The organism is Thaumasiovibrio clandestinus (genome assembly GCF_047250365.1).
In the GTDB taxonomy this organism is placed as follows: Bacteria; Pseudomonadota; Gammaproteobacteria; order Enterobacterales; family Vibrionaceae; genus Thaumasiovibrio.
Window position 1 is genome coordinate 231645 of the sequence record NZ_JBLBVL010000006.1, and the last position, 22221, is coordinate 253865.

Annotated in this window: 19 protein-coding genes; 6 read left to right on the plus strand and 13 right to left on the minus strand. The window is 44.1% G+C overall.

Going from position 1 to position 22221, the window contains the following annotated elements; all coding sequences use genetic code 11:
• Nucleotides 1-49: 49 nt before the first annotated feature.
• Nucleotides 50-976, minus strand: a complete 927-nt coding sequence (locus ACKLNH_RS11150) for a DMT family transporter (RefSeq protein WP_413112335.1) — start codon at nucleotides 974-976, stop codon at nucleotides 50-52.
• An 87-nt stretch (nucleotides 977-1063) separates the two neighbouring features.
• Between ACKLNH_RS11150 and ACKLNH_RS11155 the strand changes: the two genes are divergently transcribed.
• The 3 genes from ACKLNH_RS11155 (at nucleotide 1064) to ACKLNH_RS11165 (ending at nucleotide 4288) form a co-directional block, all read left to right on the plus strand.
• A complete protein-coding gene (locus ACKLNH_RS11155; RefSeq protein ID WP_413112336.1) occupies nucleotides 1064-2467 on the plus strand; it encodes an aminotransferase-like domain-containing protein in 1404 nt (467 codons plus the stop codon).
• 178 nt (nucleotides 2468-2645) lie between these two features.
• Entirely contained in the window at nucleotides 2646-3938 is a 1293-nt protein-coding gene (locus ACKLNH_RS11160; RefSeq protein WP_413112337.1) for a DEAD/DEAH box helicase, read from the plus strand.
• A 158-nt stretch (nucleotides 3939-4096) separates the two neighbouring features.
• Nucleotides 4097-4288, plus strand: coding sequence for a YwbE family protein (locus ACKLNH_RS11165; RefSeq protein ID WP_413112338.1), 192 nt, complete (start codon nucleotides 4097-4099; stop codon nucleotides 4286-4288).
• Nucleotides 4289-4390: 102 nt separating this feature from the next.
• On the opposite strand, the gene ACKLNH_RS11170 is transcribed toward ACKLNH_RS11165, so the two are convergent.
• Genes ACKLNH_RS11170 through ACKLNH_RS11195 form a run of 6 tightly spaced genes read right to left on the minus strand, consistent with a single transcriptional unit; the run spans nucleotide 4391 to nucleotide 9683 of the window.
• Nucleotides 4391-5086, minus strand: a complete 696-nt coding sequence (locus ACKLNH_RS11170) for a helix-turn-helix domain-containing protein (RefSeq protein WP_413112339.1) — start codon at nucleotides 5084-5086, stop codon at nucleotides 4391-4393.
• Between the two features lie 48 nt (nucleotides 5087-5134).
• Nucleotides 5135-6415 carry a TRAP transporter large permease gene (locus ACKLNH_RS11175; RefSeq protein WP_413112340.1) on the minus strand — a complete coding sequence of 427 codons (1281 nt, stop codon included), beginning with the start codon at nucleotides 6413-6415 and terminating at the stop codon, nucleotides 5135-5137.
• Nucleotides 6406-6936: a TRAP transporter small permease gene (locus ACKLNH_RS11180; protein WP_413112341.1), complete on the minus strand. Its 531-nt coding sequence runs from the start codon at nucleotides 6934-6936 to the stop codon at nucleotides 6406-6408. The genes ACKLNH_RS11175 and ACKLNH_RS11180 overlap by 10 nt, the downstream gene beginning before the upstream one ends.
• A gap of 44 nt (nucleotides 6937-6980) precedes the next feature.
• Nucleotides 6981-7949, minus strand: coding sequence for a TRAP transporter substrate-binding protein (locus ACKLNH_RS11185; protein ID WP_413112342.1), 969 nt, complete (start codon nucleotides 7947-7949; stop codon nucleotides 6981-6983).
• Nucleotides 7950-7974: 25 nt separating this feature from the next.
• Nucleotides 7975-8703 carry an SDR family NAD(P)-dependent oxidoreductase gene (locus tag ACKLNH_RS11190; protein WP_413112343.1) on the minus strand — a complete coding sequence of 243 codons (729 nt, stop codon included), beginning with the start codon at nucleotides 8701-8703 and terminating at the stop codon, nucleotides 7975-7977.
• A gap of 26 nt (nucleotides 8704-8729) precedes the next feature.
• On the minus strand, nucleotides 8730-9683 hold the full coding sequence (locus tag ACKLNH_RS11195; protein ID WP_413112344.1) for an aldose epimerase family protein: 954 nt from the start codon (nucleotides 9681-9683) through the stop codon (nucleotides 8730-8732).
• Between the two features lie 301 nt (nucleotides 9684-9984).
• On the opposite strand from ACKLNH_RS11195, the gene ACKLNH_RS11200 reads away from it, so the two are divergent.
• Nucleotides 9985-11298 carry an FAD-dependent oxidoreductase gene (locus tag ACKLNH_RS11200; RefSeq protein WP_413112345.1) on the plus strand — a complete coding sequence of 438 codons (1314 nt, stop codon included), beginning with the start codon at nucleotides 9985-9987 and terminating at the stop codon, nucleotides 11296-11298.
• Between the two features lie 276 nt (nucleotides 11299-11574).
• On the opposite strand, the gene ACKLNH_RS11205 is transcribed toward ACKLNH_RS11200, so the two are convergent.
• Nucleotides 11575-12456: a LysR family transcriptional regulator gene (locus ACKLNH_RS11205; protein WP_413112346.1), complete on the minus strand. Its 882-nt coding sequence runs from the start codon at nucleotides 12454-12456 to the stop codon at nucleotides 11575-11577.
• A 197-nt stretch (nucleotides 12457-12653) separates the two neighbouring features.
• On the opposite strand from ACKLNH_RS11205, the gene ACKLNH_RS11210 reads away from it, so the two are divergent.
• A complete protein-coding gene (locus ACKLNH_RS11210; RefSeq protein ID WP_413112347.1) occupies nucleotides 12654-13844 on the plus strand; it encodes an MFS transporter in 1191 nt (396 codons plus the stop codon).
• Between the two features lie 197 nt (nucleotides 13845-14041).
• Here ACKLNH_RS11210 and ACKLNH_RS11215 read toward each other — a convergent pair whose 3' ends face one another.
• Together ACKLNH_RS11215 and ACKLNH_RS11220 are read right to left on the minus strand one after the other, a co-directional pair.
• On the minus strand, nucleotides 14042-14623 hold the full coding sequence (locus tag ACKLNH_RS11215; protein ID WP_413112348.1) for a response regulator transcription factor: 582 nt from the start codon (nucleotides 14621-14623) through the stop codon (nucleotides 14042-14044).
• Nucleotides 14623-16242: an ATP-binding protein gene (locus tag ACKLNH_RS11220; RefSeq protein WP_413112349.1), complete on the minus strand. Its 1620-nt coding sequence runs from the start codon at nucleotides 16240-16242 to the stop codon at nucleotides 14623-14625. Before ACKLNH_RS11220 ends, ACKLNH_RS11215 begins: the two co-directional genes overlap by 1 nt.
• A 270-nt stretch (nucleotides 16243-16512) precedes the next feature.
• On the opposite strand from ACKLNH_RS11220, the gene ACKLNH_RS11225 reads away from it, so the two are divergent.
• Nucleotides 16513-17856 (plus strand): hypothetical protein, encoded by a 1344-nt coding sequence (locus ACKLNH_RS11225; protein ID WP_413112350.1) that lies wholly within the window; start codon nucleotides 16513-16515, stop codon nucleotides 17854-17856.
• A 265-nt stretch (nucleotides 17857-18121) separates the two neighbouring features.
• On the opposite strand, the gene ACKLNH_RS11230 is transcribed toward ACKLNH_RS11225, so the two are convergent.
• From ACKLNH_RS11230 to ACKLNH_RS11240, 3 genes are all read right to left on the minus strand, one after another.
• A complete protein-coding gene (locus tag ACKLNH_RS11230) occupies nucleotides 18122-19351 on the minus strand; it encodes a M28 family peptidase (RefSeq protein WP_413112351.1) in 1230 nt (409 codons plus the stop codon).
• Nucleotides 19352-19798: 447 nt separating this feature from the next.
• Nucleotides 19799-20995 carry a mannose-6-phosphate isomerase, class I gene (gene manA / locus ACKLNH_RS11235; RefSeq protein ID WP_413112352.1) on the minus strand — a complete coding sequence of 399 codons (1197 nt, stop codon included), beginning with the start codon at nucleotides 20993-20995 and terminating at the stop codon, nucleotides 19799-19801.
• 51 nt (nucleotides 20996-21046) lie between these two features.
• Nucleotides 21047-22204: a glycerate kinase gene (locus ACKLNH_RS11240; protein WP_413112353.1), complete on the minus strand. Its 1158-nt coding sequence runs from the start codon at nucleotides 22202-22204 to the stop codon at nucleotides 21047-21049.
• Between the last annotated feature and the right edge of the window lie 17 nt (nucleotides 22205-22221).

Genomic DNA, 22221 nt, shown 5'->3' on the forward strand with positions numbered 1-22221 from the left:
TCACAATCTTCTTCAATTACATCAAACACATCATTTAACTTCATTTTAATTAACTCTTCGGCGTATGATACTTAGTGTAAGCAACGCCCATTAGCATGACTAACACTAAGTAAACAAATGAATCAGATACCGCTTCGTTCGCATATTTTGCGCCAATATAGATTGCCACTACTGGAAATATCACAAATACATAGGAAAGAATTGTTGGGTTTAATTTTTTTAACAAGTAAAAATAGGCCAGAAATCCACCAACAGAAGCAACAATACCAAGGTAAAAAACACCAGCAACACTCTGGTTACTAAAGGCCGACAGTGTGCTGTCTTCCAACATAAAACCTAATGCCGTCATGCCAAAGCCTGCAATTCCAATAGGCAGCGTGTTAAATGTTAAGATAGAGATTGACTCTCCATGTCTTTTGGTTAACACATAGCAAAGCCCATGCAGTGCTGCAGATGAAAATACAGCGAAAATGCCTAAATAACTGCTATAGCTAATTTCCATGCCCTGATTAATGATGATCATTAATAGACACATAAAGCCGACTGAAATACCTGCAAACTGATGATTATTAAATTTAGCGCCGTTAAATAATGAAGAGAATATAATTGTAAAAATCGGCATTGTGCTAAATATTAACGAAATAAGCCCTGAACTAACATCTTTTGATGCGTAGCCAATCAAAAAATATGGGATTGAAAAGTATAATAGGACAATGGATACAAAGAACTTCATTTTCCCCTTAGGGTAAAAAATTGGCTCCTTCATTATACGGCAGATAATATAAAAAAACGGGAACGCAATCAAAAATCGTAATCCTGCTGATGTCAGTGGTGGTATTGTTAATGTGGCAAACTTAATACTTATCCATGTTGTTCCCCAACAAAAGCAGACTAGCATATAAAGGAATAGATGTATTAGAATAGTGCGATTGAGTTTTATTCCTTTATCGTATATCGAGAGGCTCGCTTTCATCATGTTTCCCTAAATGTTTGAAATGTCTGGTATACTTCCTTGAGTAGATTATTGAAATTAATAGGAATAAAGGTCAATATGGAAATTGACATGATATCAAAGCTCAATACAGCATTGTCATCTAGCTTTGAGCCCAAATACAGAATTATATTTAAATTTTTGTCCCAAAAAATTAGTGATCATGAGCTAAAACCAGGCCAACAGCTGTTACCACACCGTCAGTTAGCCGCCAAAATATTTGTGACCAGCGTCACGGTTAGTCGAGCCTACCGCGAACTAGAAAAAAATGGCCTTATTATTTCTCGCGTAGGGAAAGGGTCATTCGTAAAAAGTGATAATCTTACTAACAGTAATCAAGGAGAGTTTCATAACTATCGTCCAGAAAGGTCTTTTTACGACTTATCGCGAAGTTCCAGTATCCTGACAAATGATGTCATGCCCGCCTTGCATCAAACGCTTAAAAAGTATGACATCCCTACACTCTCCACGATCGTCGATTCAACAAGTATTACTGACTCGCTGGGGGATTACGGGCCAGAAATAGGCCACCTTAAACACCGTGAAGCAGGCTTACAATGGCTGTCTCGCAGTGGTATTAAAGCCGATGTTCAACAAATTGCCTGCACAAACGGGGCTCAACACGCGCTATTATGCGCGATTTTGGTCTCCACCTGCTCAGGAGATACCATTGTCTCAGAAGCATTCACCTACCCAGGGATCATACAGCTTTGCCGACAACTAGGGAGAAAGCTGGTTGGATTAGCTTATGATGAGTCGGGACTTTTACCTGAGGCGCTCGCGAGTTTTTGCGAATGTAACACTTGTAATGCGATTTACTTAAGCCCACAAATTCACAACCCTACTGGCACAGTCATGAGAAAACAACGCCGACTTGAACTTGCCGAGATCTGCCGTTACCACAACATTATGATTTTAGAAGATGATGTCTTTGGCTTACTGCCAGTAAGCCGAGAAAAGCCGATTCAGTTCTATGCACAAGAGCGCACCTTATTTTTCTCTAGTCTCAGCAAGGTTTTTATGCCCGGATTAAGGGCTGGTTATCTTGTTTTCCCTTCGGCATTAATGCATAAAGCAACAAAAGTACTTCGAGATACGTGCTGGATGTCTTCCCCACTGTCACACCAAGCAGCAATGGAGCTGATTAATAGTGGGGCTGCATTTAACCTATTAACCTATCAACGAAATGAAATTCTGCGTAGAAAAGCGATAACAGATACCTTACTGAATGAAATTAGTCATACAACAAGCAAGTTTAGCCCACACTATTTCATTGAATTACCTAAACAAAAATGCGCAACTGCTATCTGTTCACTATTGCATGATAGGGGAATCACGGTGATGAACTCGGAGTCATTCGCTATTTCAAAAAGCAGTAAAAATCGTTTCATAAGAGCGAGCGTTAGTGGTGTACGCAATGATAGCGAATTAATTGAAGCCTTTCGTTTATTAGTGAAGACAATAACAACTCACTGACGAACATCAAGTTAACGGCCAGACTAGCGTTTACACCCTTGTGACACTGTAATGAAAATATACGGATTGCGTTCATATAACACCTTAACTGGTCGATTTGACCTATCATTGCACTACTTCATCGGGCGCAAATACGCTAAGATGCACGCCTTAATTTTTGCGAGAGCCTTTTTACCCCATGACGACTGCCAAAACGCCAACCAGCTTTACCGAGCTTGCCTTGATTCAACCTCTGTTGACTCGCCTAACCGAGTTAGAGTATCAACAGCCTACGCCAATTCAAGCTCAAGTCATCCCAAGTGTACTTGCTGGACGTGATTTAATTGCTGGTGCAAATACAGGCTCAGGGAAAACGGCGGCTTTTGCACTGCCAATGTTACAAGATCTTTTTACACAAAAGCATACCGACACAACGAACAGCAGAAAAGGTAACTATGTTACTGGGCTGATTTTGGTTCCGACGCGAGAGCTTGCTAAACAAGTTGCCGACAGCATTAAATCCTACGCTGCACATTTTAACGGTGCCATTAAAACGGTGGCGGTTTTTGGTGGGGTTTCTGCCAATACTCAAATGCTTGCCTTACGTGGCGGCGCCGATATTTTGGTTGCTACGCCGGGTCGCTTACTTGATTTAATCTCAAGCAATGCGGTCAAGCTAGATAAGGTAAAAACCTTAGTGCTGGATGAAGCAGATAGAATGCTAAGCCTTGGCTTTACCGATGAGCTAACCGAATTGCTTGGTCAATTACCTAAGCAAAAGCAAACACTGTTATTCTCTGCCACGTTCCCAGAGCAAGTGCAATCGTTAACTCAAGCGCTACTTAACTCTCCTGTTGAAATACAGCTTCAAAGTGATGATGCCAGCACAGTAGTACAACGTGTCTTTAATGTGAATAAAGGCGAGAAAACAGCCGTGTTAGCGCATTTGATCAAACAGCACCAATGGCGACAAGCGCTGGTGTTCGTTAATGCTAAAAATAGCTGTGAGCACTTGGCGGATAAACTACACAAGCGCGGTATTGAAGCTGAAGTATTTCATGGCGATAAAGGCCAAGGCTACCGCACCCGTATACTAGAGGCATTTAAGGCCGGTGAAATTGATATTTTAATTGCCACGGATATTGCGGCTCGTGGTTTAGATATCGAGAAATTGCCTGTCGTGATCAACTTTGACCTACCAAGAAGCCCATCTGACTACATGCATCGCATTGGTCGAAGCGGCCGTGCAGGCGAAGTCGGCCTTGCCCTATCACTGATTGATTATGAAGATTTTCATCATTTTAAAGTGATCGAAAAGAAGAACAAGATCCGTCTTGAGCGCGAGCAGATCGAAGGGTATGAGCTTGATGAAACCATCACTCAAGAGATGTTAAATGCCAATAAGCCGATGGCAAAACCTGAAGGTACAGGTAAGAAAAAGCGTAAAAAGAAAGATCTTGGCAAAGCTGATGTTTGGTTAAAACATTCATAACTAAACGCGCAATATATCAAGCAAAACCATCGTGTTTGTACTGCCGAACACGATGGTATCCTAAGCATCATATATAGCGTCATATCTGGCATAACCGCTCGATTTACGAATGCTTACTCAAAAAACAAGATACGATAAGATAAGATAAGGTAGAGATAATGAGTGGAACGCACCGCGCCAACATTCACCCAGGATTAGCGGTTAAAATTGTCCTTAAAAAGGATCAACGCACTGGAACACTAACCGCTGGGATTGTTAAAGACCTATTAACTAAATCGCCCAATCACCCGCACGGCATTAAAGTGCGTTTAGAGAGTGGCGATGTCGGTCGTGTAAAAGTCATCGATTAGTCGTTGGGCAAATGCACCTGTGGCAGATTATCGCCTCTAAAACCGAGGTCAATTCTCGTTGGCCTCGGCAGTATATATAATCAATATTTGGTACCTAAACTCCTAGACTTTACCTGATATCTTCACCGCTAATGCCTTTAGCTCGGCAAGTTTATCGATTAGCGCATCACCTTGATCCTGAAATCGAGAAAATGCGATTGCAGCACTGCTATTGCCATCGAGGGTGATTGCAATGGTCACTTCATTTGGATCTTCATGGTACTGCTTGCTATAACCGTGGATGCGTGAAAAAGCGACTTTATCCTTAATTAAAGCAAACCGTTTCTGACCAACAATATCGACAATTTCATCGTCGCTTTTACTGGACAGCAATTGAATACCAATGGTCGATTTTGTTGCATCGTATAGATGATTATGCGTAAGGCTTTCCGAAAACGTTTTGTCTGGTTCTGTATGCACCAAATAGCTCACTTTATCTTGCCATAACACACCGACTGAAATGATATGCTCGCAAGGTAGCTTTGCTTCAACTGCTGGGAGAGTTTGACTTAGCAATGATGAACCATGTATCGCTTGAGCCGCCAAAACATGAATGCCCGGACCGGGTAAGTAAGCCTTCTTTTCGTCTTGAATCGCAATTCCCATTGATACCAGCGTCTGCAATATCCGATTGACTTTCATTGGCTGGAGATTCAGTTGTCGACTTAGTTCACGACAACCCACAGGGCGATCGCTTGATGCTAAAGCCTGAAGACAAGTAATTCCATCAATAATACTATTATTCGGTTGGGAAGACACTGTTAATCAAACCTCTTAAATGAGGGCAGCCTGTTGGCTGCCGTAACTCTAAAATATTAAACCAGGAAGCCAAAGAGAAAAGGCTGGGATGTATGTTAATACTAGAAGGAACAAGAATAAAGGTAAATAAAACAACTTAATACCCGAGAACATTTTGTTGTAGCTAACATTTGCAACTCCCATCATTACAAAGAGTAAGACACCAAACGGTGGTGTTATCGTACCAATCAAAAGGTTAATAATTACAATCAAACCAAAATGCACAGGATCTATACCTAATGCCATAACAACGGGCATCAAAATAGGAACAGTAATCAACATAATAGCTGTAGTGTCCAACAAACAACCTAACACTAGTAACGCTATATTGATAATCAGTAAGATAACTAACGGGTTATCACTAACACCGGTTAAAAATGTTGCTAACATGTGCGGTACACCTTGCAAGGCTAGAATCGCACTAAAAGGAACTGCTGCTGCAATAATAAATACCAACGCACCACATGTCACACACGTATCTTTTGCTGCCTGCAGCAACTTAGCTATGTTTAATTCCCTGTACACGGCCCCTAATATTATTGAGTAAGCAACTGTTAACGCGCCAAGCTCTGTCGGAGTTGCAACCCCGGTTAAAATTCCCGTGATCAACAAAACCGGTGCCATCAACGGTAAGAAGCCTTCTTTGAACGCTTGCCATACATCGGCAACAGGTTGACGCTTAAACTCAGGGCAAGGGATCTTACCGCTCTTAGCAAGATAATACACAGTTAGCATTAACACCAATGCCATCGATAGCCCGGGAATAATACCTGCTACGAATAACTCGGGGATTGAGGTTCCTGACAGAACAGAATAAATGATCATAATGCCGCTAGGCGGAATGATTGGGCCAATAATAGACGATGCCGCAGTGATAGCTGCACTAAACTCGGGAGAAAATCCAGCCTTAGTCATTGCCTTTACTTCAACGGTTCCCAGTCCTGCTGCATCTGCTTGAGCAACACCAGACATACCCGAGAAAATCACACTAGCAATAACATTAACATGTGCGAGACTTCCCTTGATATGACCTACCAATGCCAAGGCAAACTTAAATATGCGCTCTGCTAAGCCACCCACATTAAGCAAGTTACCCGCAAAAATAAATAACGGAATCGCCAGCAAAACGTAGCTGTCGATACCTACACTCATTCTCTGAACTACTATTGATAATGGCAATGATGGCTCTATGGTTATAAAAATAATCGCAGACAAAGGCAAGGCAAATGCGATAGGCATGCCGACAACTCCAAGTACAAGGAGAATACCAAATAAGAAAACTATTGACATGATAGCACCTCTTTACCTTCTCTTTGAAACAGTCGCTGACAATCTTTAAATAGATATACGGCACTCGTTATTAGCATAGAAACTGTTGATATAAATAGTGGAATGGAATAAAAATAGGATTTAGGCAACCTTACTGGCAATGCGACCGTTTTCATTCTTGATTCAAGCGGTATTATGTCGAGAAGGCTTGTTGCCATTGTTGATAGCAAAGCTATCATCAACAAACTGACAAAAATTTCTAACGCCAATGTTACTTTACGATGCTTACTAAGCAGAATAAAAATTGCGTCTATTCGTATATGTTCTTTTTTCTTCCATGCATAGGAGGCAGATATAAATACTAGCCAAATAAAAGCATACGTTAAGGCCTCTTCTATCCAAGCAATTGGACTATTAAAAACAGTCCTTAAAACAACTTGCGTCAATATTCCTATCACAGTAAAAGCGAGTAACAATACTGCTATAGAGCACTCTATCATGCCTACACGCTGTAAGAATTTATCTAGAATGGTTGAGTTCATAATTTCACCAGTTAGCGGCTAGATACACTAGCCGCTATAATCCATTAAAGTACCGATTTAACAGTGTCCCATGTGCCCTTCGGCCAATAGCCTTCTTTTTCCATCGTCATCGCTTCCTCTGCCGCAAGCTTGATCAATGGGCTACGATCGATACTGAAGACTTTTGCACCTTCTGCAATCATCGCTTGCTTCATTTTTTCACTATCGGTGACAGCTTCAAGTGTCAACCAATTTACTGCATCTTGCGCCGCTCGTTTTACAATTTCTCGCTCGCTTTCACTTAACACTTGATACTTCATCTCATTAATTGATATATCGACTGCTGAGAATATATGATCAGTTTCGGTTATATATGGTGCAGCAATATGGAATTTTTGAGAGTAAGCACCACTATAATCAGCTTCGGCAGCTTCAACTAAGCCGCTATTTAATGACAGGAAAACCTCTGACCAGTCAACCTGAGTAGGTTGGGCTTTTGTGCTTTGCCAGAAACGCAAATAACTGGTAATTTGTGGAACCCTGATCTTCAACTTTTCAATTTGGTTAACTTTTTCAATTGGTTTAGTCGAAAATAGCACCCGCGCCTGATCGGGTCCTGCGGCCAATATTCTTACATTGGCACTTTCAATTAGAGATGCATTCCATTGAGAAAAAGCATCACTAGCAAAAAATTTCTCCATATGCGCATTATCTTCAAATGCCAAGCCCCAGCTTAAAATACCAAACTCTGGCACATACTCACTAAAATACTCAGGCCTTGTAAAGTTGATATCCACCGTTCCCATCATATGCTGTTGGATAACCTGTGGCGCTGTCCCCATCGCATTCCCGCGAATTAGGTTTACTTTTATTTCATTATCTGAGTATTCTTTTACATTTTCAGCAAATTTTACTGACATTCTATCAAGTAGTGAGCCTACGGCTTCTGAACCCGCAACAATGAGTGTTTGTGCTTGTACAGTGCCTGACAATAATACTGATATAAAAGCAGTAGTAAGTAATGTTTTGTTCATGACTAAATAGCCTCCATGTATATTCTTAATCAAGGTATAGACCGCCATTGAGATTTACCACCTCTCCGGTCATATAGGCACAGCGGCTGCTGGCCATAAATGTCACTAAATCTGCAACCTCTTCTACTTCTGCGTACCGAGAAAGAGGAACCAAATCGGTTACTTTTTGTTGCTGCTCAGGCGTTAGTGCTTTAATTAGATCGGTTGAAACAGCACCTGGAGCAACTGCATTAAAACGGACACCAAACTTAGCGGACTCTACCGACATTGCACGGGTAAAGCCGATAACAGCAGCCTTAGAAGTTGAATACGATGCATTGTTACCAAACAACGTTCCTCGTTTGCCAGCGAAAGAAGCCAACGTGATAACATTGCCCTTTGACGCTTTTAATTGTGAGTAAAAGGCTCTAGACGTCATATAGACAGCATCCGAATTGACTTTCATCACTTTTTGCCAACTATCCGACGTCAGATCCTCTAAAGGAGCAGGTGCCGTTATTCCCGCGTTGTTAACGAGTACATCTATATTCCCAACGGTAGCTAGACAATTTTCAGCAAACGTAGAAATGCTCGCTTCTTGTGTCAAGTCGACTTGGAAATAGTGTATTTCACTTGGTAGATCTTCGGCTTTTGGTTGTATATCTGCGACAATGACATTGGCACCTTCTGCAAGAAAGCTCTCGACAATGGCTCTACCTATTCCTTGTGCTCCGCCAGTTACAACTACATTCTTCCCGTCTAATTTAAGTCTCACGCTATATCCCTCTATTTATTTTCTTTTCAGCAACTAAAGCAGTAAGAATCTTGCTCGAAATATTTGGCACCCTGTACAACCAAAGAACGCATTTGATCACCTTGAAACTGATCAGCTAATGAATACATTGGCTCTATGCATAATGCGCCATGAACTTCATCTCTTTCGTTATTAATAAACAATTTGTTGTTTGATGAGTAAATATGCACCGCAGGCTTAGTCGTCTTTATGGTTAAGTTCGGTATCTCACTTTCAGGTGACATTAGAGTGACCTCATTCTCACCATTTTGGAAAATAAAACAGTGGTTCAACCCTCGATACTTTTCTATTTCATTAATTGATGATGCTGACTGCAAAAATTCTAACCCTTTAGGTCGCCTAAAGTCGATCTGAGTTCCTGTAATATTCTCAATTTCATTCAGTGGAATATTAAAATGGTCAGTAGATACTATACTTTGTGCATTCAGTTGCAAACGATGTCGGTGGATCGTTCTATCCCTATTTAAATTAAAATAAGCATGATTCGTCATATTTACAATTAAGTCTCTGAACGCTTCAACCGAATAACTGATAACAAGCCCATTCTCCAGAACTTCAAAATTTAGCGTAAAACGGCCAATACTCTGCTCTACCCATTCAAGACTAACATCAGTCTGATTCTGTGATCTCACTGCCCAATGCTGCTTATCCATTCCATGCTTACCACCATGTAGATGGTGCCGTCCATAATTGGCATCCAGCTGCTGAATATTGCGGGTAGTTTCAACTTTCCCATCACGAACAAGGTTCGCTAAAGGGCCTATTGTCGCGCCAACATAACCAGGTAATTGGTAGTACTGTTGTGCATCTCGGGGAGCAACAATAACGTTGCTATCATCTGAGTACCCAAATGCATGTAATCTACTACCATAGGTACAAATTGATGCGTGCACTCCCGATGCATGGCGCAATGTTATCATCTCTACTGGTTTAGTTTTCATCCTGCCCCCACGAATCTATAATAGATACACTCCCATTGAGAGCTTCAAATTTCAACCCCACTATTGCGGTTATAAATAAAAATGTGACCTTTGCATGATTTTGAGTCAACTATTTTACTGTGCTGTGATTTAGACCATACTCTTGTATATTAATGGCTTATAGTGTTAATTTCTTCTCTAAGAATTATGGGTATATCTCACACTTTTAAAATATTCTTCAACTTGTGAATTGATCAACAATACCTCAAATGTAACTATTATAGATACACGCAACCATGCAATGATTCAAATAGGAACGACTATGAAATTTATTACTCAGCCTGAAATGAAAATTCCAGTACACAAAGAATGCGACATATTGATCTGTGGCGGAGGACCAGCAGGGTTTGGTGCCGCTATGGGAGCAGCAAAAGCCGGTAAAAAAGTCGTTCTCATTGAAAGAAATAACATTTTAGGAGGAATGGCAACTGCTGGTTTAATGAGCCATTGGACTGGAAATACGGAAGGGCCAGTGCTTAACGAACTATTAGCGCGCGCACAGAGTGCTGAAAAAGATTACAACTACTTTGGCGATAAGATCTTAAAAGCCAAGTTTATTATCGATCACGAGAAACTAAGCTTAATCATGATAAAGATGCTGAAAGAAGTCGGCGTTGATGTCATGTTTTACACATTAGTCAGCGACGTCATTATGACAAATAAGCATATTAATGGTGTAATCATCGAAAGCAAGTCAGGTCGTCAGGCAATTTTAGCTAAGCGTATTATCGATGCTACTGGTGATGGTGATGTTGCAGCAAAAGCTGGCGCATCTTTTTATATTGGTCGTGAAGACGATAACGCCATGCAACCTGTTACATTGATGATCCAAGTTGCTGGCGTTGACTATGATCGCGCCATTTTTCCTGGCGAGTTTGAAGACAATGTTAAGGTTCCTCTAGGCAATATCCAAGATCTTGCTCATGACTACTTCGAAAACCCGATGGGGCATGTATTGCTTTACCCATCCCCAATAAAGGGAGTTGTCACAGTAAACATGACCAATTTAACCGGCGTCGACGGCACTGACATTAACCAAATATCAAACTCTGAAGCAGAGCTTAGGTTACAAATTGAACGAATTGTCCCTTTCCTTCAGAAATACGCACCTGGATACGAAAAATGTTACCTATATCGCACAGCATCAATGATTGGCGTTAGAGAAACAAGGCACTTTGAGTGCGAGTATACCGTAACAGAGGAAGATATTGCAGAAGCAAAAATATTTGATGACTGGATTGCTACACGCTGTTACTTCAATTTTGATATTCACAATATTGAAGGTGCAGGGCTAGATAAAAATGGCAAGCAAAATGAATTTACCCAAACACAAAAGTATACCTTACCAATGAGAGCACTGATCCCTTTGGAAATAGAAAATCTGCTTTTAGCTGGTCGATCTATAGGCGGAACTCATGTCGCTCATTCTAACTTTAGAGCTATGGCAATATGCTTAAATATTGGACAGGGCGCTGGCATCTGCGCAGCAGCGTCAATTGATGAAGAGGCCCCTATTAGGCAAACCCAATATTCATCTGTTAGAAAAGAACTATCACGACAGGGTGTCGAAGTATAAAAACCCCGCACAATAGCACATATCATTTCTTTGCTTTACGTGATCAATACCATGCTCAACGTAACACAACAAACGCTGCAAATTGCAGCGTTTAATTTTGTAGGTGGTTGAGAAGAAAAGATAAATATTACCCTTAAAGAGGCCAGTTTGAAAAACTGTCCCCGATAACCTCATCATTTACCACTACATAATAAATTTTTCTTCTAAACCCTACGATTTACAGCAGTAAAAACAATGCATTACGTAGTTAACACTATACGCTACCAAAAGGGCGTCTCACAACACCAGCTTTGGCTGAATAAAGTCGATGAACGCGGAGATCCGTTTGGCTACAGAAGACGATTTGTAGAACACCGCATTCACCTGTTCTCGTCCTGTATTGGTTAACTTTTCCCCCTCAAACAGTGAAATCAATCGCCCCTCTTCAATATCCTTCTTGACCATAAAACCCGATAAACAAGCGATACCATTTCCCGCAAGAGCAAGTTGCCGAACCGTTTCACCATTACTGGAAGTGAGTACAGGTTTTAGTGACTCAACCCCTTTTAAAGGCCAGTGATTAAGAATTTTGGGAGCTGAAAAACCGATCGTGTCATGATTTGCAAGGTCATTGTGTGTTTGCGGCACGCCTCGACGCGATAAGTAATCCGGCGCCGCGACAATGTACAATAAGCTACGCCCTAACGGTCTGGCATGCAGTGTCGAGTCATTCAACTGGCCAATTCGGATCGCTAAATCGGTTTTCTTTTCTAGCAAATCAACAAAACCTTCGTTAGAGGTTAGCTCCAGCTCAATATCTGGGTACTCTTGGCTAAACGCCTGCACAAGAGGAATAAGCTGATGAAAAACAAATGGGCTGGCAGCATCGACGCGTAAGCGCCCTTTCGGTAGCTCCCCTCGACTAATGATCTCTTCTTCCGCCTGTTGAATCTGAATTAAACCAACACGAACGGCATCAACGAACTGACGCCCTTCTTCGGTCAACTCAATTCGTCGAGTGGTTCGATTAAGAATCGTGACCCCAAGCTGGCTCTCAACCTTACTCACCGCCCGTGACACGCGTGCCACTTGGATATCTAACGCCTCTGCCGCAGCAGTAAATCCACCACTATCCACCACCGTCAGCAATATCTCTAAATCGTCAGATCGCGTTCGCATGCCATTACTCCTCTTTCATGTGCATTGGTTGGCACTCTTACATTATTGCATCTGTAGCAAATATCATTTGTTAAAACGCCTGTTTTTCACAAATAAACATCCTCGCATAATGCCGCCATCGAAACGAAACACGGCGGCACAGGTAACTTACTCAACCCATGTCGTGATGTTTAACCAAACACTAAGTGAGAAATAGTATGCCTTTAGCTCTTCTCGCATTGACGCTTAGCGCCTTTGCTATCGGAACGACAGAGTTTGTTATTGTTGGTTTAATCCCAACAATGGCAGCCGATTTAAACGTCTCTTTACCCTCCGCTGGGCTGTTAGTTAGTCTTTATGCCCTCGGTGTTGCGATTGGTGCCCCCGTGCTAACCGCGCTAACGGGTAAATGGAACCGTAAACATGTTCTGCTCTCTGTTATGTCATTATTTGTCGTCGGTAACTTATTAGCATGGCAAGCGCCTGGCTATAACATGCTAATTGTTGCCCGAATCCTAACCGGCCTTGCCCATGGAGTATTCTTTTCAATTGGCTCAACCGTTGCCACTGGATTAGTTTCTAAACAGAAAGCAGCAAGTGCCATTGCGACTATGTTTACCGGCTTAACCGTCGCATTGGTCACTGGTGTTCCTTTAGGCACCTATATTGGTCAAGCTTTTGGTTGGCAGTCGACTTTCCTGATTGTTGCGCTGCTCGGATTCATCGCATTAATTGGCAGTGCTTTCTTAATTCCGAATAACCTAAAACAACCACCAGCTGCGAAAATCTCTGCACAATTAATAGTATTAACACAGCCTCGCTTACTGCTTGTATATGCAATCACAGCACTAGGCTACGGCGGTACATTTACGGCATTTACTTTTCTTGCGCCGATTTTAGAGCAAGAAGCAGGGTTCGGTTCAAATGCAATTAGCTTAATCATGCTGGTATATGGCGTGTCGGTTGCGATTGGTAACATGTGGGGCGGAAAAATGGCCGACAAAATGGGTCCGATTAAAGCCCTGACGATCATTTTTTCTGGCTTAGCTGCAATCCTAGTCGTGTTCAATTTTACTGCCGTCCATCCGATTGCAGCGGTAGCAACTATTCTGGTTTGGGGAGCGTTTGCGTTTGGTAATGTGCCCGGCTTGCAAGTCTATGTCGTAAAACTCGCAGAGAAATATGCACCAGATGCGATTGATGTTGCCTCGGGCCTTAACATTGCAGCTTTTAATGTGGGTATCGCACTTGGCTCTTGGGGAGGTGGCTTGATCGTCGCGAACGCGGGTTTGATGCATACACCTTGGGTGGGTGCAGTGATTGTTTTACTTGCTCTCGCGCTGACTCGTTACAGCGGTCGACTAGACAAACGCAGCACGACAGAAGATAAAATCACTAGCGCAGCCTAAGCTTATCTATTCTTTATCATCTCATTGGCCAAGGCATTTACCTTGGCCAAGTTTGTTACTTTACACCTTCGTCGGCTTCACCTTGAACTACATAAACACAGGAGGAAGAAAAGCATTAGTGCCCCAACTCACCTCATGGGTAAGGGGAGCTATCGAGCAATACTTGCCAACGCCTGAGGTCGTATCAAGAAAATAAGCTAACTATCGCCGCTTGCCTGTCGCACCTGCATCAGGTTCTTCTTAAAGGATTGCAAATTGATCTTGCCATTGATATTAGCTCGATGATATTCAACCGTTTTAACTGATAGATTCAACTCACCAGCGATCTCTTTCGATGAAAAGCCAAAGGCTAACCAATCAACAATCTGACGCTCTCGCTTGGTCAATTTTTGATCCTCAAGCTGCAGAGCAACCCTAGTCTGACTATCAAGCAATGCGGCTTGAATCGTCGATAGCAGCACACTGTTATCGACTGGCTTTTCTAGAAAATCAAAGGCGCCCTTTTTTACCGCATCCACGGCGACAGAAACCTTTCCATGCCCGGTCAAAAAGATGATTGGCCAATGAGCCATCGTCGTTTTTATCTTGCGCTGCAGTTCAAGCCCGCTCATTCCTTGCATGCGTAAATCCAGCACAATGCACGCTGGGTTACTGTTAGGTTCCACCCTCTCAATAAAGGCCTCTGCGGAATCAAAACAGCATGCCTTGATATTATTCAGCGAGAGCCAACGGCCAAGGGTTTTAAGCAGGTCTATATCGTCATCAATCACATAAACCATTAGCTATTTGCCTCCATCATTGGCAGTACGATTCGAAAGGTGCAGCCCGCAGAGCTATCACGCCCTTGCATTGGTTCAATATCTATATGCCCGCCAATGCCTTCAATTATTGTGCGGCAGACCGCCAACCCAAGCCCGATACCATCGGGCTTGGTTGAATAAAGGCTCTGAAATATTTGCGATTGTTGCGACGGTGAGATACCACAACCATTATCACAGACTCGAGCGGTTAACTCTTTCTCGCCCATTATCAGCTCAATAACCACCTGTGATGCCCCCGCCTGAATCGAGTTCTTAAATAGGTTCAAAAATACCTGCGTCATTCCGAGCTTATCCGCCTCGATAGCGATCTGTTGCTGTGGGGCGTTAAGCTTGATATCCAACATGCTTTTGCCTATCGACTCTTGCAATAAACGCTGCGCATCCAAAACACAACGCTCAATAGAGACAGGCTCAACCTGAATAAACTGGCCTTGTGTTACCCCCTTAGAGATGCGGCGATGGATCTGGACCGCCTTATCCAAGGCAAACTCAACATCTTGATTCAGCTCCAGCAGCAAGCCTCTGTTTAATTGCTCTCCCTTACGCAGCAGGCTGATCGATAGCTGACTATTCATCAGCGCTGTCTGAAGGGGCGATGCTACCTCATGAGCAATCGTTGAGCTCAATTCGTTCAAAGAGGATTTCTGCGCAAGGTTAGAAAGTAGCGCTTGGCTATCTCGCAACCTGACATGCATTGAGCGTTGATTATCGTGATAGGCGCCTAGAATAAGGGCTATCAACGCCGTCATGGCAAACAACATCTGAATCTCGGTGACCGAATAGAGGCTTGCCTGCATCAACACGTACAAGCTGGCCGACAACACATTCACCACAAAGGCGCTAATCACGCCAACCTGCACACCATTTCTGGCTGAGATCAGCGCAACCGGTAAGATTATCAAGTAATGGTAATGAGACAGCGCTGGTTGAAAAACAATCGCCGCAAATAGCCCAACGCTGAGGACAACCATTAGGCTGGTGACACCAATAACATCATAGCGAAGCTCTTTTTGGTGCAATGATGACCACCACGGCCTAGACTTACCATACATCGCATTTTCTAGCGTGAACGCAAGGGGAGAGAACATCAACACCCCGGTTAGATCTCCCACCAGAAATGAGACGACGACAGAAGATAGAGACTCAATGCGAACAAAGCCGTAGCCGTAAAGTAATAACGCAGCACTGATGCCGGATAGTATCGTCGCTATCAAGCTGACCAATAAAAACGTCCAAACCACTCGAATCTCAGACAGGTTCAATCTGCTTGCATTGCTCAGTTGCCTTAATACACCCCCAGCGACGACATAAACCAAGGTTTGCCGTGCAATATGCAGCCAATTAAAACTGGTCAACTCCCAGAGCGGCACATCAAAAAGGCTAGCAAAGGCCGCCGCAATAAAGACGAAGGGGAAGATGCGTAGCCCATGACTATAGCTCAGCGCCATAATAAATGCGGGAGCAGGAAAAAACGCACTTAACGCCGTCGCCTCTGGGTCTACTAAAAAAAGTACCGAGAATTGATAAAGCAAAATAAATGTTACGATAAGACGAAAGCAATGTTTGAAAGAAATCATTAACTGAAAGCCATGCACGAAGATCAATACTACAAGGAAGCGTTAGTCACTCCCCAATTGAAAACCCCGCGACTATACCGACTCAGGCTATTCACGAATAGAGACTTAGTCACAAAATCAACGATTGATCAAACCGTTACACCCAAGTTTATCAAACATGCCCGCATTCACGGATTGACAATTTAACTTGCAAACCTAGTATTTTTTACTGATTCGGCGCTAACGATAATTTTATAGATTGTTAACCATTAAAATCGGTTAGGAATTACTATGAAACACAGCACACCCACCCTGTCAGCCATTGCCATCTCATTATTATTGCTAGGATGTGGAGGCTCGGATGACCCCGGCCCGGCCCCAACCTCGCATAAACTAACAGCCATCGATGGCTACCTCATCAATGCAGAGGTTTATATCGACCGCAACAATAATGGCGTCGCCGACCCTGATGAAAAACTGGCGAAACGTACCAATGAGAATGGCGAGATAGCCATTGCTACTGCCGATCTTAATTACAACGTCATCATTCGTGCGATAGCTGGAGAGACCCGTGACAGCGACAAAGGCGGAACCGTCGATAGCAACTTTGATTTGATTGCACCTGCCAATAATCCGGTTGCGACACCGTTTACAACCCTTGCCCACATTCAAGATATCACCATGGAAGAGTTAGCGGCTGAGCTCGGTTACAGTGAAAAGACACTCTCCGGTGATTATATCGCATTAAAACAAAGCGAGCCGGATGCAGCCAAGGCCCACCTCTTTGCCAGAAGCCTCTCACCCTCTCTGTCTGACACAACCGAATTAGAGCAGCGTTCACGAGCCATTCAGCAAAGTATTGATGCGCTCGGGAATAACAGCGAGGATTTCGACCGGCATATCATTCGGATCTCTGATAGCGGTGGAGCGTTCACCACATTGATGCAGCCAACCCTGCAAGAGTTCATGGATGAAAAAAGCTACTTCACATTTAGTCTGAATGACTTTTGGCGCACCCGCAACAATGGCGATGAAACCGCTAACTGGGACTTCGACATCAATAACGCATCGGTTTCCATCGACGGAACGGAGCTGACACTATCCTTTGATAGCAACAACCCCAATTCCTTCTTCATGACCTGGGAAGGACAAGAGTGTGAGCATCCTTATCAACCAGGTTTTTGCCGCTCAGAGATGCAAGATGATCTGATCTTCATGGAACATCCCTTTGCTCTAGCCGTTTCAGTTGATGGCGACATTCAAGTCTATATTCAGCCATCAATGACCGAGACGATTGACCATAATCTTGCGGGTTTTGACGCATACGACCTATCGCAGAGCCCGATCGAACAAAATGGCTATTACCACCTCGATGACGAATCGACTACATGGTCACCGACCCCTCGACTTACCGTACTCGGCAATGACAGCATCGCTATCGTTGGTGATGAAACACAAGGGGTGATTGAATTTGATGGTGATACCTACCAAGTGCTGCGTGGCAATGGAGAGCTGTACCTTATCAAGCGCCAAGATGACGATCACCCTTCATTGTTGATCCGTAGCGAAGATCTGGCCCTCTCCTTGAGAGACAAATGGCAGAATCACTCGCTAGTGGACCCTAGCACTCGATAATTGCTTATCAGAAAAGTTGCCAGACTAGGCTGGCAACTTTTAAAACACGGGTTTATTCACATAACAAGACTAGGCAGTCCAAACCTAAGTCAAGCACCGCCGCTTTAATCAGGGCAGGTTTTTGCATCACCTAATCCGTATTACCTTTTCAAACGCCAAATAAAACAAGCTCACGGTTGAGCATCTGACTTGATAGATAATGCCTGCAGCATAACAAAGCGCTCACGATGAGCGCCTGCTAGCTTTATGAGCTCATTAAACATGGTTACAGGTTATCCAAGCGAATATGGCTATTCTTTAGATCGTCCTGCGTCATGCCTTTACCATCATTTTGCTGATTAAAATGACGCAACAATTCTGTGATAGCATGGATAGAGGCAAGCAGATCCCCAGTATGCGCTGACTCAGAGCCTGTGTGCATGTTACGGATTGGATAGCCAATGGTGATAGCGGCGCTATCTACACCCGCAAGCGCTGCCGCCATGCCATCGGTACCCATGTCACGCCCAGAGAAATCGAGCTGATAGGGAATGTCTTTGTTGCGGCAAACCTGCTCAAGGGTCTGTACTAAATATTCCGACGCCACAGAGCCACGACCAATGGTAAAACCTTCGCCCATCTTCAGCGGGTTCATGTTGCGGCCACCAATCCCTGGGGCTGCTTCATAATCGTGATTCACATCGGTGGCGATCAAGACATCTGGCTTGAGCTCACCCACTACTTGCGTAGAACCAAAACGGCCAATTTCTTCGTGAGTGGCAATCGTATACAAGACGCGAACGTTATCCAGCGACTCATTAGCTAGTATGCGGGCAATCTCCGTCACCGAGAAACAGCCTAAGCCATTATCGAGATACGCACCATAAAAGGTATCGGCTGATACGCCGCGTTTGATTGGGCGATCAAGCAAGATAGGGTCGCCAACACGCAGACCCAGCGCTTCAACCTGCGCCTTGCGATCTTCGCCATGCATGTGCAATTCAAGATAGATTGAGTCTGGCTTGATGCCCGCCTCACCGCTTCGTTGCGCTGGGGTCGAGAAGTGAATGGCTCCCAACGCCTCAACCGTTGCCCCATTGATCACCTTGTAGGCACCCTGTTTTTCTGGGTCTTGGCAGAAAACCTTAACCTCATGGCCAATCAGTGTGGTCGGTAGAAATGAGTCGGTGTTAATCCACACTTTGCCGTCGCTATCAATCTTACGCACCTGCATACGGATCTTATCGGCATGACCAACAATCATCACACTGGTTAGATCGTCACGTCCCGGGTGCGAGTCAAACACCAAGCTGGCATTGGCCTTAAATTGATGTACCGCCCAGCCTTCAGGCATAAATGATTCAAATTCAGGCTTGATCACGCCATAGCTCATTGCTGCCTCAAAACCGATAGGAGAAGGCGCCGCCAAGACCTTTGACATAAATTCAAATTGTTGCTCTGGCATAGAAGCCGTCCAAGGCTGCTCGGATGTACTGCGGTTACTGTCTGTACTCATTGGTTTCTCATACTTAATCTATTAATGCATGCTACGTTAATGAGTGCTTAGGTTAACTGCAAGTCTTTCTTTTATAAAAGATAATTGCTGCCCTCAATTTCATCGTTCACCATGATCTTTTTGCATCGTACCCCCGCTCGCAAAAGAGAAGTACCTATAAGGTGCGACTTAAACACTGAGTTTTATAATCTTGGCTGTCTTCTCAATAATGTCGCTCTCATCTTTTTCGATTTAAATCTCTAACAGACGCTGTTGTTCGGCCAATGTCACTACCGCCAGATTTGCTACGTGATACCCGTTAGGATAACACCACCACCGATAGTCTAGTAACAACCCTGCATAATAAAAAAGCCCACAAATCCAGCAAGAATTGTGGGCAAATCAGAGGAGCAAACTCTGAAGCATTACCAATAAAGCATTACATCAAGACGTTATATGTCGTGGGGACTAGTTAAACGCTCGAGCCAATGTACCGCTCCCTTGATATTGGTAACTGGTAGCGCTATGACAAACAAAGGCTGACTCACCCGCTTTCAACGTCACGACCTTGTCAGCCACAACAAGCGATACCTCGCCCTCGATACAAAAGAGTATCTCAGCACTGCGCACAAACTGAGAGCGACGGATATTATCGAGTGACTCCAACACCTCAAAGCCAAAATCATCGACAGGGATGGCATAAGAACGCTTACCTTCCATCTTGGTTGGCGCTAGGCGTAAGTCTTCATAATTGATTGATTCAAACACCGTATTGTCGATCAGCTCTTCGACATCCATATGCTTAGGGGTCAATCCAGCGCGAAGCACATTGTCAGAGTTCGCCATAATCTCTAAGCCCGTACCCTGCACATAGGCATGCGGAGTCTCGGCGTGCAAAAACATCGCCTCGCCAGGTTCTAGCTCAATGACGTTTAAAAGCAGTGGTGAGAATAAACCAATATCATCGGCATATTCATCAGCAAAGCCGCTTATCAGCTCAAAGGCTTCACGAGCCTTGGCGGTCTGTGGGCGTGCAGATAACGACAACTTCAATTCAGCCAATGCTAAGCGCTTTTTCTCACCAGATAGGCTCATTACCGCAGCAAAAAAGGCACGCAGACCAACAGATGTCGGCAATGCCTTTAATGCCGTAAGTTCATCGGCCAGTGTCTTAATGTTGACCTGCTCAAACAAAGATATGATCTCACTGATTGGCCTAAAGCCATTCATAGCCTTATAAAAGGTTAAGGCATACACTAACTCTGGCTTGTGGTTATCGTCTTTGTAGTTTCGGTTTGGGGCACCCAACTCGATACCCAGCTCGTTTTCTGTTGAAAAGCCCTGCTGCGCCTTATCTTTACGAGGATGAACCTGCACAGACAATACCTTATCAGCGGATAAAACCTTGAAAAGATATGGCAAATCACCAAAACGATGCGCCGTGTATTCGCCTAATACTGCATTAGGGTCTTGCTTGATCAACTCAGATAACAACATGCCGTTATCTGCTAAGGTTGAGCAACCATTTGGGTGAGCGCCCATCCAGATCTCAGCCTGTGGCTGATTATTTGGATTAGCAATACCAAACAGCTCATTCATTGCATGCAGGCTTCCCCACACATAGTTTTGAATGACGTTATCGAGTTTGAATAAATTTGATTGCATGGTGTCTCTCACTATCTTTCGCCGTGTTCTCTGAGTGCTCGGCGCAACTACCTATAATATTTGCTGGCCTAATTTCAGCGTAGCGGCAACATTACGGGCAGTCCTGACCAGATTATCTTCGGCCTCTGCTAACACCTGACTCAATGTTTGAGGAGAGCGAACCGTTCCAAAAACGCTCTCTATTGATTGGTAAAGTTGGTCGATTTCCTGCCCAAGCGAGCCGGCAATCCCTATTGTTGGGATCCCTTGTAACTGGGCACGCCTTGCAATACCAAACGGCGTTTTCCCGTTGAGGGTTTGATTGTCCATCTGCCCTTCGCCAGTCACAACCAGGCTAGCACCGTCTAACAGGGAGTTAGCATTTAGGCTGTCTAATACCATCTCGATGCCAGGCTTTATCTGAATATCAAAGGCAAGGCTTAACCCCATCGGAGCGCCACCTGCGGCGCCAAAGCCTTGGGTGCTTCGATGATCAATACCGGTTTGCTGCTTAGCTATCTGGGCAAAGTGACTGAGCGCCGCATCCAGTTGCTGTACTTGTTGTTCGCTGGCCCCTTTTTGCGGGCCAAATACTGCACTGGCGCCGCATTCACCACACAGTGGGTTGCTCACATCACAAGCCACGATAAAGCTAACGTCCGCGCAGCGTGGATGAAGCTGCGAGGTATCAATCTGTGCGAGTTGCGATAACGCCTCTGCGCCAAAACCAAGTTCATGGCCATGGGCATCCAGCAGTTTGCCTCCCAACGCTTGGAAGATCCCAGCCCCACCATCATTGGTAGCACTGCCACCGAGTCCGATGATGACCTGCTCTACTCCAAGATCTAATGCATCCTTAATCAGTAATCCGGTTCCATACGATGAGCTTAACATTGGATTGCGCTCTTGAGCGGTGACAAGGTCCAAACCTGAAGCCTGTGCAAACTCAATAAGGGCTGTATTTATGGTTTTATCGCCATCAACTTGATTCAGCAAAGCCCAGTAAGCATCGCACTCTCGACCAAGGGGATCGCTAGTAACCGTCCAGCGCTTTTCACCATGCAAGGCACTCAAAAGCACATCGACGGTACCTTCCCCACCATCGGCAAGCGGCATCTGCACAAACTCAGCATCCGGAAAAATCTCGGCAAACCCACGTTCAATGCATTCGGCCACTTGCTGGGCAGAGAGCGACTCTTTAAACGAATCTGGAGCAATGACTATTTTCATACCTGCTACCTATTCTT